The 13,228-nt window shown below is 36.6% G+C and carries 15 protein-coding genes; 14 read left to right on the plus strand and 1 reads right to left on the minus strand.

Annotation, left to right across the window (positions count from 1 at the left end):
* Positions 1–22 precede the first annotated feature (22 nt).
* The 6 genes from EHW90_RS12195 to EHW90_RS12220 all read left to right on the plus strand — a co-directional run bounded on the left by EHW90_RS12195 (position 23) and on the right by EHW90_RS12220 (position 4,340).
* Positions 23–406: a hypothetical protein gene (locus EHW90_RS12195; protein ID WP_124952981.1), complete on the plus strand. Its 384-nt coding sequence runs from the start codon at positions 23–25 to the stop codon at positions 404–406.
* A 171-nt stretch (positions 407–577) separates the two neighbouring features.
* Positions 578–964 carry a type II toxin-antitoxin system MqsR family toxin gene (locus EHW90_RS12200; RefSeq protein ID WP_124952982.1) on the plus strand — a complete coding sequence of 129 codons (387 nt, stop codon included), beginning with the start codon at positions 578–580 and terminating at the stop codon, positions 962–964.
* 10 nt (positions 965–974) lie between these two features.
* Entirely contained in the window at positions 975–1,991 is a 1,017-nt protein-coding gene (locus EHW90_RS12205) for a type II toxin-antitoxin system antitoxin SocA domain-containing protein (protein ID WP_243114019.1), read from the plus strand.
* Positions 1,992–2,122: 131 nt separating this feature from the next.
* Positions 2,123–2,464, plus strand: coding sequence for a hypothetical protein (locus EHW90_RS12210; RefSeq protein WP_124952984.1), 342 nt, complete (start codon positions 2,123–2,125; stop codon positions 2,462–2,464).
* Positions 2,465–2,493: 29 nt separating this feature from the next.
* Entirely contained in the window at positions 2,494–3,891 is a 1,398-nt protein-coding gene (locus EHW90_RS12215; RefSeq protein ID WP_124952985.1) for an aldehyde dehydrogenase family protein, read from the plus strand.
* Positions 3,892–3,908: 17 nt separating this feature from the next.
* Positions 3,909–4,340, plus strand: a complete 432-nt coding sequence (locus EHW90_RS12220) for a hypothetical protein (RefSeq protein ID WP_124952986.1) — start codon at positions 3,909–3,911, stop codon at positions 4,338–4,340.
* 87 nt (positions 4,341–4,427) lie between these two features.
* On the opposite strand, the gene EHW90_RS12225 is transcribed toward EHW90_RS12220, so the two are convergent.
* A complete protein-coding gene (locus EHW90_RS12225; protein WP_243114015.1) occupies positions 4,428–5,585 on the minus strand; it encodes a hypothetical protein in 1,158 nt (385 codons plus the stop codon).
* 338 nt (positions 5,586–5,923) lie between these two features.
* Here EHW90_RS12225 and EHW90_RS12235 point away from each other — a divergent pair, with 338 nt between their 5' ends.
* From EHW90_RS12235 to tcpF, 8 genes are all read left to right on the plus strand, one after another.
* The gene (locus EHW90_RS12235; protein ID WP_000420682.1) at positions 5,924–6,238 is read left to right on the plus strand and encodes a YdcP family protein; all 315 of its coding nucleotides are present in this window, start codon (positions 5,924–5,926) and stop codon (positions 6,236–6,238) included.
* Positions 6,239–6,256: 18 nt separating this feature from the next.
* Entirely contained in the window at positions 6,257–6,640 is a 384-nt protein-coding gene (locus EHW90_RS12240) for a YdcP family protein (RefSeq protein WP_001234286.1), read from the plus strand.
* Positions 6,641–6,668: 28 nt separating this feature from the next.
* Positions 6,669–8,054 carry an FtsK/SpoIIIE domain-containing protein gene (locus EHW90_RS12245; RefSeq protein WP_000813488.1) on the plus strand — a complete coding sequence of 462 codons (1,386 nt, stop codon included), beginning with the start codon at positions 6,669–6,671 and terminating at the stop codon, positions 8,052–8,054.
* A 177-nt stretch (positions 8,055–8,231) separates the two neighbouring features.
* Positions 8,232–9,437 (plus strand): MobT family relaxase, encoded by a 1,206-nt coding sequence (gene mobT, locus EHW90_RS12255; protein WP_000398284.1) that lies wholly within the window; start codon positions 8,232–8,234, stop codon positions 9,435–9,437.
* A 42-nt stretch (positions 9,438–9,479) separates the two neighbouring features.
* The gene (locus EHW90_RS12260; RefSeq protein WP_001009056.1) at positions 9,480–9,701 is read left to right on the plus strand and encodes a hypothetical protein; all 222 of its coding nucleotides are present in this window, start codon (positions 9,480–9,482) and stop codon (positions 9,699–9,701) included.
* A gap of 116 nt (positions 9,702–9,817) precedes the next feature.
* Positions 9,818–10,315 carry an antirestriction protein ArdA gene (locus tag EHW90_RS12265; RefSeq protein WP_000342539.1) on the plus strand — a complete coding sequence of 166 codons (498 nt, stop codon included), beginning with the start codon at positions 9,818–9,820 and terminating at the stop codon, positions 10,313–10,315.
* Positions 10,290–10,796: a conjugal transfer protein gene (locus tag EHW90_RS12270; RefSeq protein WP_000506270.1), complete on the plus strand. Its 507-nt coding sequence runs from the start codon at positions 10,290–10,292 to the stop codon at positions 10,794–10,796. Before EHW90_RS12265 ends, EHW90_RS12270 begins: the two co-directional genes overlap by 26 nt.
* Positions 10,780–13,227 carry a conjugal transfer ATPase TcpF gene (gene tcpF / locus EHW90_RS12275; protein ID WP_000331160.1) on the plus strand — a complete coding sequence of 816 codons (2,448 nt, stop codon included), beginning with the start codon at positions 10,780–10,782 and terminating at the stop codon, positions 13,225–13,227. Before EHW90_RS12270 ends, tcpF begins: the two co-directional genes overlap by 17 nt.
* Position 13,228 lies beyond the last annotated feature (1 nt).

The raw sequence follows: 13,228 nt of genomic DNA on the forward strand, positions 1-13,228 counted from the left end.
TAATACTTTTATGGGGAGGAATATGGCTGTTTCATATTTTATCTATGTGACGGATAAAGAAAATAATGATTTTAATTTGGATAAGTTTAATAATGACATTAAACAAAGATTTCCTAAAGTCGGTATTTTAGTAAAGGATGATGAGGACTGTCGGTACAATATTTGTTGGGAAGACTACGAGGATGAGTATGAGTTTGAACTTTGGATGCTTAAGGATAGAAGTGTATTCATGATAAATTATTTCAACTCAAAGAACAGGCTCTATGATTATGCAGAGTTTATAAAATGGCTCAGAAGCTACTTCCCTTATGAAAAGGAAGCTTTATTATGTGATGAGGGATATAGTAAAACACTTGTATTGAATGAGGGAGAAGAGATAGAGGATATTTTGGAGATACTGGAGTAGGGGTATATAAGGTGTAAAACATATATCATTGTTGCACGTTAAATAAGTAAAAGGTATTTGTATAAGTATATAAGATTAAAAAAAAAACAATGATAGGATATTGACAAAAAGCAATCATAGATGTATCTTGGTTATATAATTTAAAAATCATATACTCCGAGGGATAATGTATTGAATATAGAGCGAGAGAGTATAGAGCAATATCTGCTAGAGGTGAAAGAATCTGTAAAAAAAGATAAGTATAGGCTTGATCATAATTCAAGAAGACAGGATAACATTAAGTTATTCTTGGATTATGTTATTGATGAAGCAAAAGTGAAGGAAGTTATACTTGATCTTGATACGCAGGACTTTTCAACAATATTACAGAATGAGCATAAAGGCTTTGAACATGAGAAACTTTATGTATTCGGGAAGGATATTATACTTTTGGAAAGAAATGGTACAGAAGAGAAAACAGTATCACTGTACATCAAATTTAATAAGTTGGAGAACTGTTTTGTGATTGTTATTTCATTCCATGAGCAGAAGTATCCGCTTACATACTATTTCAAGTAATAATTTGGAGGTGACTATTTTGTCAAAGGAGAGAAGGGATTTCTGTATCGAGTGTAGAAAAGAGACGGAATACACTTTACAAAAGAAGGATATTATAAAAAATATAAAGGATAAGGATTATAATTTTTCAATTACTGTTGCTGTGTGTACGGAATGCGGTGAGGAAATGAGTGTTCCGGGACTTATGGATAAGAATATTCGAGAAATTGATGAGCAGTATAGGGAAGCAGAAGGATTGATATCAATTGATGATATCGAAAGGTTCATGAAAATTTATAATATAGGAAAAGGACCTCTATCTTTAGCAATTGGATTTGGAGAGGTAACTATTCCCAGATATCTGGAAGGACAGGTGCCGTCAAAAGAATATTCGGATATAATTAAATCTGCAATTTCATCTCCTGAATATATGAAAAAGAAACTTATTGAAAACAGAGAGCGAATAACAGATACAGCATATAGAAAAGCCTATAATGCAGCTGTAAGTATGGAAAGGTTGTTTTCTGTTTCTGATAACATGCTTAGGGTAATAGCATATATTTTTAAAAAGCTGGAAGAGGTAACACCTCTAATGTTGCAGAAACTATTATATTTTACTCAGGGAGTATATTTAGCGTTGTATAGGAAGCCTATATTTGTGGAGGATTGTAGGGCGTGGGTACATGGACCTGTATATCCGGAGGTTTATGAACTGTTTAGAGATTTTAAGTATAATCCTATTGACGATGCACGTTTTGCACTTTTAAGCGGAATGGAAGACACTTTGAAAGCTAATGAAAAAAAAGTGATAGAGCTTGTTGTAAATACATTTGGAATATATAGTGGAAAGGCATTGGAAAAGATTACACACAATGAGTCCCCTTGGAAGGAAGCACGAATAGGATATGGTGAGAGTATTCCTTCAAATGAGCTTTTGTCAAAAGATCAAATAATGAATTATTATATTCAGACAAATAATAAATATGGAATAGACACAGAAGATGGCCTGCGTAGATATATCCATGATATGCTGAATAATATATTCTAAAATTAAAAACCTGAAATAGAATATTTTACAGATACATCTGTAAAAATAATTTAAAAGAACTGTGAAAATGTAAAGAAATGGCTTGAAGTGATGCTTAAGTGTAAAAAAAAATAGAATAAGCAGGTGAAAACATGATTACAGGTATCGACTACATCTTATATACTGATAAAAGCAAGGATGCTTTTATAGAAAAAATAAAAGAAAGTATTACATTTTGGAAAAACCCATATATTGTCATGGATAATGAAGATGAGACAACGGATATTTTTGTTTCTCGAGATGAAGAGATGTTTCAGTTGATGGACGAAAAGGGCTTTTATGTAGATGAACTGTCCGGGGAAGGGCCGTTTTTATTGATTTTTAACAGTGGATATTTATTAAAGGAAAATAGAGTTACTTTGGTGCTTCCTGAAGAAATTGACAAGTCAAAATTCTCCAAGCTGGTATTTAACTCGATTAAATCTATTTTATAATGTGGAAGGACGGAGAGAGGGGGTACATTATGGAGAAAAACGTAGAATTAAAAGAAATTATAAATAAACAAAGAGATTTCTTTAACACAAATGCAACTAAATCAGTCAAATATAGGATTAAGATGTTGCAAAGGCTGAAAGAGGCAATCAGAAATAATGAGGTAGCAATCCTTTCCGCTCTATATAAGGATCTTTTAAAGTCTAAGGCTGAGGCATATATGAGTGAACTGGCAATAGTTTATGCGGAGATAAATGAGGCTTTAAAAAATGTGAGAAAGTGGAGCAGTCCGGAGAAGGTAAAAGGAACTATATCTACATTTCCGTCAAAGAATTATGTCTACTCTGAGCCATATGGGGTAGTGCTTATTATGGCACCTTGGAATTATCCGTTCAACCTGGCTATATCCCCTCTAATAGCTGCTATAGCAGCGGGAAATACAGCCATTATCAAATGTTCGAAAGAGAGTGTTTATACTTCAAAAGTCATCAAATATATTATGAATAAAGCGTTTAGTTCAAACTATATTTTCTGTGTGGATGAAGATATAGATTATGATGAGCTTCTAAATCAAAGATATGATTATATATTCTTTACAGGAAGTCAAAGAGTAGGAAAGATTGTAATGAATATAGCGAGCAATAACCTTATACCGATTTCTTTGGAGCTTGGTGGAAAGAGTCCTTGTATAATAGATGAGACAGCAAGTATAAAGCTTGCTGCAAGGAGAGTACTGTGGGGAAAACTGCTTAATGCCGGACAGACTTGTGTAGCGGTTGACTATGTTTTGATACATAGCAGTGTAAAGGATAAGTTTATAAAGTATCTAAAAAAAGAGATAAAGAAACGATATCCTAATGCCATAAAAAATGACACATATCCTAGAATAATAAATGAGCACCATTATAAAAGATTGGTAAATTTAATAAAAACAGAGGAGAATATAATAGGTGGTAGAGGTGATGATGTAGTTCGTAGATTAGAGCCTACTATTTTACCTGATGTGGATTTCGACCATGAAATTATGAAAGAAGAGATATTCGGACCGGTGCTTCCAATCATAGAATATGATGATATCAATAATATAATAAGGATAATAAAAGAACATGATAAGCCTTTGGCATGCTATGTATTTACAAGGGATAAAGATACAGCAAAGCATATTATCAAGAGTATTTCATACGGTGGCGGATGTATAAATGACGTTATACTGCAAGTATCAAATCATTATATGCCGTTTGGAGGAGTGGGAAGTAGTGGTATGGGTTCGTATCATGGAAAATTTGGTTTTGATACATTCAGCCATAAAAAGAGTATTGTTTGGAGTAAAACAATGATTGATTTGCCTATCAGGTATGCACCTTTTAGTCCGCTAAAATTTAGAATATTGAAAAAAATATTGGAATCATTTAATGATTCAAAAAATTAGAAAGCCGGAGACAAAATATGGCGTATACCAAGGAAAACTTTGAAGAATGGATAATTCTTATAGACTCTAAAATGGAGTATTTTACAGATGTATTTGCAAAAGAAAACAATTTAAAACTTGACTACAGTATAGAGTCATTGGACGAGATTGAAAATTGGATTCTCACTAATTACAGTGAGATAAAGGATTTGATAGGAGATACGAAGACCTTAGACTACTTGACAGTATACATAGGTGAGACTTTCAGGAAACATATTGGTGGAGAGTGGTTTATAGATTTGAAAAATAAAAAGAATGCATATTATTCTATGCCTGTTTTGACAAGCCACGATTACATAGGAGAGAGCTATATAGCACCGATGACATTTGCAACTGCATGTATCAACAGAAAAAAGGGCAATTATATAAGTACTATACTGAAAAACTGTTTGGAAGACATGGGAAAGTAGGGTATAATAAGTTAGAAGATATATTGCTGCCGGAACCTTACGTGATCCACATGGGTCGCGTGCGGCTCCGGCAGTTTTATATATTTATTATCTGAATATAGTGCTAAATGAAATTGTATTATTTTTTACAAAGCCCTTTACATCACTGTCTATATCCTTAAGTTCTCCATTTAAATATTGTTTTAAAGTACCTGTTCCTTTGCTTTCGTCATAATCTGTTAAGAAATATGTTTTTTCGAATTTATTCACATATGGTGTATATCCGGAATAATCCTTTATATTTTTTACAATTACAGTATCCTTACCGTTTTCCCAAATATGATAGGTATCATTATCATCTTCATATGAAGTCTGTGATAGAGTGTCATTATATATGATATAACTCTCAGTACCGTTATTTTCTAAATGTGCTGACGGATAATATTTGCCTATATTTTTATTGATAATATTTCCATCCAGGAATAAAGAATAATAGTCGTTTCCATCGATTTTTGCTCTATATAACAAACTGTCATTTTCTGCTTTAGAGTGCTGTGAGTAAGTAAAATCGGAAAAATCAGTTATATTTTCATTTACAAGTTCAATTCTGCCTTTTTTACCTCCTTCTAAAGCGACCTTCCAAAGCTTCTTATTTTCTTCAGAGAAAAAATACCAATATTTTGATTTGGAAGGTAATGCTTCATTTAGTTTGTCACGGTTTCCCTGTATATCTTCATATTCTCCCAGTATTTTACCGTTTTGTTTTATTTTTAGAATATTTTCTCCTTCGGAATTTTTTTCAGTGTATGCCAGTAAATCTTCTTCTATATTAAATTCTACAAAGTCTACAAAGGTATCACTGACTAATTCCTCATTGCCGTTAAAGTCAAATCTATAGAGAGATGTAGGCTCATTAGTCTTAGAAGCATAGATGACTTTATCAGAAGCAAAAGTAATGTAATTATATGGTTTTTCAATACCCTTTACTATTACTTTTGAGTTTCCATCTTTTAACTGATATACTGTATTATTCTTAAAATAGCATATTTTATCAAAATCATAAGAATAATCGAAAGAATTAATGTTAACATCTGAGTACACTGTATTAGTACCTTTATATATATCAATTAAATATACATTTGCCAAGTCCTCTTTGCCATAATTACGACTATCGGGAATAATTAAAAGCTTATCCTGAGCCTCAGAAAGTATGTATTCTACTTCTTCCTTTTCTTTAAATAGACTGATTGATTTACCTTTTTTCAAAGAAAAATAGCATAAAAATCTAGTTATCCGCATAAAAACTGGACTTATCACACTTTATCAAGGTCAAAACCACTCAATTTACTACTAATTTACTACTTATGAATGAGCTTTGATACGACGATTTATCCTTGAAAAGTGAAGATATAAAGATACTTCCAATAAAATTTGAATATTTAATAGGTAGACACTTCAAAAAATGAGGTGTCTATTTTTTTACCCGATTTTGAAAGGAAGTGAACTTATGAAAACAAAAAATCAAGAATCAAAAGGTCGTTCCCCACTCTTTAAGACCATCAAACATTCATTCAGCCAATAAAAAAGAAAGGATAGGTAAAAATATGGAACTTAAATTTGTGATTCCCAACATGGAAAAAACATTCGGCAATTTAGAATTTGCTGGCGAGGATAAAGTCGTTCAGCGAAGAATCAACGGACGGCTAACTGTCTTATCAAGAAGCTATAATCTCTATTCTGATGTTCAAAGAGCAGATGATATTGTGGTGGTGCTTCCTGCTGAAGCTGGCGAAAAACATTTCGGCTTTGAGGAACGTGTGAAGTTAGTCAATCCACGTATTACCGCAGAGGGCTACAAAATCGGCACTCGTGGTTTTACAAATTACCTTTTACATGCTGACGACATGATAAAAGAATAAAGAAAGAGAGGAAAAATGATGAGATTAGCAAATGGCATTGTATTAGATAAAGACACGACTTTTGGAGAATTGAAATTCTCTGCTCTACGTCGTGAAGTGAGAATCCAAAATGAAGACGGGTCGGTTTCAGATGAAATCAAGGAACGTACCTATGACTTAAAATCCAAAGGACAAGGACGCATGATTCAAGTAAGTATTCCTGCCAGCGTGCCTTTGAAAGAGTTTGATTATAACGCACGGGTGGAACTTATCAATCCCATTGCGGACACCGTTGCTACTGCCACCTATCAAGGAGCAGATGTTGACTGGTATATCAAGGCAGACGATATTGTGCTGACAAAGGATTCTAGTTCATTCAAAGCTCAACCACAAGCAAAGAAAGAACCGACACAAGACAAATAGTCGCTAGGTAGAAAGGAGACTTTTTCGCATGAAACAGCGTGGTAAAAGGATTCGCCCATCTGGTAAAGATTTAGTCTTTCATTTTACGATAGCGTCACTCCTGCCTGTTTTCCTGCTGGTTGTCGGACTGTTTCATGTGAAGACAATCCAGCAGATCAACTGGCAGGATTTTAACCTATCACAAGCAGATAAGATTGACATTCCCTATTTAATTATCAGTTTCAGTGTCGCAATTCTTATCTGCTTGCTGGTAGCGTTTGTATTCAAACGGGTTCGCTATGATACGGTTAAACAACTTTACCACCGTCAAAAACTGGCAAAGATGATACTTGAAAACAAGTGGTATGAATCTGAACAGGTCAAAACAGAGGGTTTCTTTAAAGATAGTGCTGGTCGTACAAAGGAAAAGATAACCTACTTCCCTAAAATGTATTATCGACTTAAAAATGGCTTGATACAGATACGGGTGGAAATCACGCTGGGAAAATATCAAGACCAACTCTTACACTTGGAAAAGAAATTAGAGAGTGGCTTGTACTGTGAGCTGACGGATAAAGAGTTAAAGGATTCCTATGTGGAATATACTTTGCTCTATGACACCATAGCCAGTCGTATTTCTATTGATGAAGTAGAAGCTAAAGATGGTAAACTTCGCTTAATGAAAAACGTATGGTGGGAATATGATAAGCTCCCTCATATGTTGATTGCTGGTGGTACAGGTGGCGGTAAAACTTACTTTATACTGACACTGATTGAAGCCTTGCTTCATACAGATTCAAAACTGTATATTCTTGACCCGAAAAATGCTGACCTTGCGGACTTAGGTTCTGTGATGGCAAATGTCTACTATAGAAAAGAAGACTTGCTTTCTTGCATTGAAACATTCTATGAAGAAATGATGAAACGTAGTGAGGAAATGAAGCAGATGAAGAACTATAAGACTGGCAAAAATTATGCTTACTTAGGTCTCCCGGCACACTTCTTAATCTTTGATGAATACGTCGCTTTCATGGAAATGCTGGGAACAAAAGAAAACACCGCAGTTATGAATAAGCTGAAACAGATTGTCATGTTAGGTCGTCAAGCTGGCTTCTTTCTAATACTGGCTTGTCAACGTCCAGACGCAAAATATTTAGGCGACGGAATCCGTGATCAGTTTAATTTCAGAGTGGCTTTAGGTCGTATGTCTGAAATGGGCTATGGCATGATGTTTGGCAGTGACGTACAAAAGGATTTCTTCTTAAAGCGAATCAAAGGTCGTGGCTATGTTGATGTAGGAACAAGTGTCATATCAGAGTTTTATACTCCCCTTGTACCAAAAGGATATGATTTCTTGGAGGAAATTAAAAAGTTATCCAACAGCAGACAGTCCACGCAGGCGACGTGCGAAGCGGAAGTCGCAGGTGTGGACTGATCTTGCTGGCTGGTGTGGCAATAGCCACGCCAGCACTTAACCCCCCGTATCTAACAGGGGGGTACAAATCGACAGGAAACAGTCAAAAAAACATTAGAAAATCCTTTGGTTACAAGGGATTTACAAAATTTCAGCGTATGTCAAATGGGCTTTAAAAGTTGACATACGCCTTTTTGATTGGAGGGATTTTTACTGAATGAACAAACTTGGTTACAGCATTTAAAAGAAAAACGCTTGGCTTATGGACTATCTCAAAACCGTTTAGCTGTTGCGACTGGTATTACAAGGCAGTATCTAAGCGATATTGAAACAGGAAAAGTCAAGCCATCAGAGGATTTACAGCAGTCCCTTTGGGAAGCTCTGGAACGCTTCAATCCCGACGCTCCCCTTGAAATGCTGTTTGATTATGTAAGGATTCGCTTTCCGACAACAGACGTACAGCAGGTGGTCGAAAACATCTTACAACTGAAACTGTCCTATTTTCTTCATGAGGACTATGGTTTCTATTCTTATTCAGAGCATTATGCTTTAGGCGACATATTCGTCCTTTGCTCCCATGAACTGGACAAAGGAGTTCTGGTGGAATTGAAAGGTCGTGGGTGCAGACAATTTGAAAGCTATCTTCTGGCACAACAAAGAAGCTGGTATGAGTTCTTTATGGACGTTTTGGTGGCTGGCGGTGTGATGAAACGCCTTGACCTTGCCATTAACGATAAGACAGGGATTTTGAATATCCCTGTACTCACTGAAAAGTGCCAACAGGAAGAATGTATCTCCGTCTTCCGCAGTTTTAAAAGCTATCGCAGTGGCGAACTGGTACGCAAAGAGGAAAAGGAATGTATGGGAAACACCCTCTATATCGGTTCATTACAAAGTGAAGTTTATTTCTGTATCTATGAAAAGGACTACGAGCAGTACAAGAAAAATGATATTCCCATTGAAGACGCAGAAGTAAAAAACCGTTTTGAGATTCGATTGAAAAATGAGCGTGCCTATTATGCAGTCCGTGATTTACTCGTCTATGACAATCCAGAGCATACCGCCTTTAAAATTATCAATCGGTATATCCGTTTTGTAGATAAAGACGATTCCAAACCTCGTTCTGATTGGAAACTGAATGAAGAATGGGCTTGGTTTATTGGGAACAATCGTGAACGATTAAAACTAACCACAAAACCAGAGCCTTACTCCTTCCAAAGGACGCTGAACTGGCTATCTCATCAAGTTGCCCCGACCTTAAAGGTTGCGATTAAACTTGATGAAATCAACCAGACGCAGGTTGTAAAAGACATTCTCGACCATGCGAAACTGACAGACCGACACAAGCAGATTTTGAAGCAACAGTCAGTAAAAGAACAGGACGTGATAACAACAAAAAAATAACTCAAATACAAATTCATTGAATATAGAGAGGAGAACATTTTTATGAATTTTGGACAAAACCTTTATAACTGGTTTCTATCAAACGCTCAATCACTGGTGCTTTTAGCAATCGTTGTGATTGGCTTGTATCTTGGCTTCAAGCGTGAGTTTAGCAAACTGATTGGCTTTTTAATTATTGCGATTATTGCGGTTGGCTTAGTCTTCAACGCTGCTGGAGTAAAAGACATTTTACTAGAGCTATTCAATCGCATTATTGGTGCTTAAATAAAACCGTTCTTTTGTGGAATATAAGTGGTTTTCTTATGTTCCGCAAAGGAATGGTACACCAAACGAAGTGCGGTAGGGATTTTTGAATCTCTACAAAGAAAGGACGTGAATATATGGACGATATGCAAGTCTATATTGCGAATTTAGGCAAATACAATGAGGGCGAATTGGTCGGTGCGTGGTTTACCTTTCCCATTGACTTTGAGGAAGTCAAAGAGAAAATCGGCTTGAATGATGAATATGAGGAATACGCCATTCATGACTACGAGTTACCCTTTACGGTTGACGAATACACTTCCATTGGCGAACTCAATCGACTATGGGAAATGGTATCGGAATTACCCGAAGAATTACAATCGGAGCTATCTGCTCTGCTCACTCATTTTTCAAGCATTGAAGAACTAAGCGAACATCAAGAGGATATTATCATTCATTCCGATTGTGATGATATGTATGACGTGGCACGCTACTACATTGAAGAAACGGGTGCTTTAGGCGAAGTACCAGCTAGTCTTCAAAACTATATTGATTATCAAGCCTATGGTCGGGATTTAGACCTTTCAGGAACGTTTATCTCAACCAATCATGGGATTTTTGAAATCGTCTATTAAATCTGTCGGTACATTACTACTGGCAGATTTTCTATTTTACGGGGTGGCTCAATCAGCTACCCCTATTTTTTATGAAAGGATTGATTACATGAAGAAAATACGAAGCTATACCAGTATCTGGTCTGTGGAAAAGGTACTGTATTCTATCAATGATTTTAGACTTCCGTTTCCCATAACCTTTACGCAAATGACATGGTTTGTCGTGTCACTCTTTGCAGTGATGATACTTGGCAACTTGCCCCCTCTTTCCATGATAGAGGGAGCATTTCTCAAATACTTTGGGATTCCTGTGGCTTTCACATGGTTTATGTCTACAAAAACTTTTGATGGTAAAAAGCCTTATGGATTTTTGAAGTCTGTCATTGCTTATGCACTGCGACCAAAGCTGACCTATGCAGGAAAAAAAGTAACGCTTGGCAGAAACCAGCCACAAGAAGCCATTACAGCAGTTAGGAGTGAATTTTATGGCATATCCAATTAAATACATTGAAAACAATCTCGTCTGGAATAAAGACGGGGAATGTTATGCTTACTATGAGCTTGTTCCTTACAATTACTCATTTCTAAGTCCAGAACAGAAAATACAAGTGCATGATTCTTTCAGACAGCTTATCGCACAAAATCGTGATGGCAAAATTCATGCTTTACAAATCAGTACAGAATCCAGCATACGTTCTGCACAAGAGCGTTCCAAAAATGAAGTCACTGGCAAGCTCAAAGCGGTTGCCTATGACAAAATCGACCAACAGACAGACGCTTTAATATCCATGATTGGCGAAAATCAAGTGAACTACCGTTTCTTTATCGGCTTTAAGTTGCTTCTCAACGATCAGGAGTTTTCTATGAAAAGTCTTACCGTTGAAGCAAAAAATGCTTTGTCTGATTTTGTCTATGATGTGAACCATAAGCTGATGGGCGATTTTGTTAGTATGAGTAATGATGAAATCCTGCGTTTTCAGAAGATGGAAAAGCTCTTAGAAAATAAAATCTCTCGTCGTTTCAAAATCCGCAGGTTAGATAAGGACGACTTCGGCTATCTGATTGAACACCTTTACGGACAGACAGGCACTGCCTATGAAGAGTATGAGTACCATCTATCAAAGAAAAAGCTGGATAATGAAACGCTGATTAAATACTATGACTTGATTAAGCCTACTCGCTGTTTGGTGGAAGAAAAACAGCGATATTTGAAAATCCAGCAGGAAGATGAAACCGTCTATGTAGCTTACTTTACCATTAACAGCATTGTCGGAGAACTGGACTTCCCGTCCTCTGAAATCTTCTACTACCAGCAACAGCAATTTACATTCCCGATTGATACGTCAATGAATGTGGAAATTGTAGCGAATCGTAAAGCCCTATCTACTGTCCGCAATAAAAAGAAAGAACTGAAAGACTTGGATAACCACGCTTGGCAAAGTGATAATGAAACCAGCTCCAATGTGGCGGAAGCTCTGGAAAGTGTGAATGAGCTGGAAACCAATTTAGACCAAAGCAAGGAATCTATGTACAAGCTGTCTTATGTGGTAAGGGTATCAGCAAATGATCTTGACGAACTCAAACGTCGTTGTAATGAAGTGAAAGATTTTTATGACGATTTAAGCGTAAAACTGGTACGACCATTTGGGGATATGCTCGGCTTACATGAAGAATTTTTACCTGCCAGCAAGCGTTATATGAATGATTATATTCAATACGTGACCTCTGATTTCCTCGCTGGTTTAGGTTTTGGTGCTACTCAAATGCTGGGGGAAAATGAGGGGATTTATGTTGGCTACAGCTTAGATACTGGACGCAATGTCTATCTGAAACCTGCTCTTGCCAGTCAAGGGGTTAAGGGTTCAGTAACCAATGCGTTAGCGTCGGCTTTTGTTGGTTCGCTGGGTGGTGGTAAATCCTTTGCGAATAACCTTATCGTCTATTATGCGGTGCTTTATGGGGCACAAGCAGTGATTGTAGACCCAAAAGCAGAACGTGGCAGATGGAAAGAAACCTTGCCAGAGATTTCCCATGAAATCAATATCGTCACTCTGACTTCTGATGAGAAAAACAAAGGCTTACTTGACCCTTATGTGATTATGAAAAATCCCAAAGATTCTGAATCACTGGCTATTGATATTCTGACATTCCTTACGGGGATTTCCTCTCGTGATGGGGAACGCTTCCCAATCCTTAGAAAAGCCATTCGTGCAGTAACCAATAGTGAAGTACGAGGGTTGATGAAAGTGATTGAGGAATTACGGGTTGAGAATACGCCACTAAGTACCAGTATAGCCGACCATATCGAAAGTTTTACAGACTATGACTTTGCACATTTATTATTCAGTAATGGTTATGTGGAGCAGTCTATCAGCTTAGAAAAACAACTGAACATTATACAGGTTGCGGACTTGGTACTTCCCGACAAGGAAACTTCCTTTGAGGAATATACCACTATGGAGCTTTTATCCGTTGCTATGCTGATTGTCATTAGTACCTTTGCTTTAGACTTTATCCATACAGACCGAAGCATTTTCAAGATTGTAGATTTAGACGAAGCATGGAGCTTTTTACAGGTAGCACAAGGAAAAACACTATCTATGAAGCTGGTTCGGGCTGGTCGTGCTATGAACGCTGGGGTATATTTCGTGACCCAAAATACAGACGACCTCTTAGATGAAAAACTGAAAAATAACCTCGGCTTAAAATTTGCATTTCGTTCCACTGACCTTAACGAGATTAAAAAGACCTTAGCCTTTTTTGGTGTAGACCCAGAGGACGAAAACAATCAGAAGCGATTGCGTGATTTGGAAAACGGGCAATGCCTTATCAGTGATTTATATGGTCGTGTCGGTGTGATACAGTTCCACCCTGTATTTGAAGAACTGCTCCATGCCTTTGATACCAGACCACCTGTGCGAAAAGAGGTGTAAA

It is taken from the genome of Lachnoanaerobaculum orale (genome assembly GCF_003862485.1).
GTDB lineage: Bacteria > Bacillota > Clostridia > Lachnospirales > Lachnospiraceae > Lachnoanaerobaculum > Lachnoanaerobaculum orale.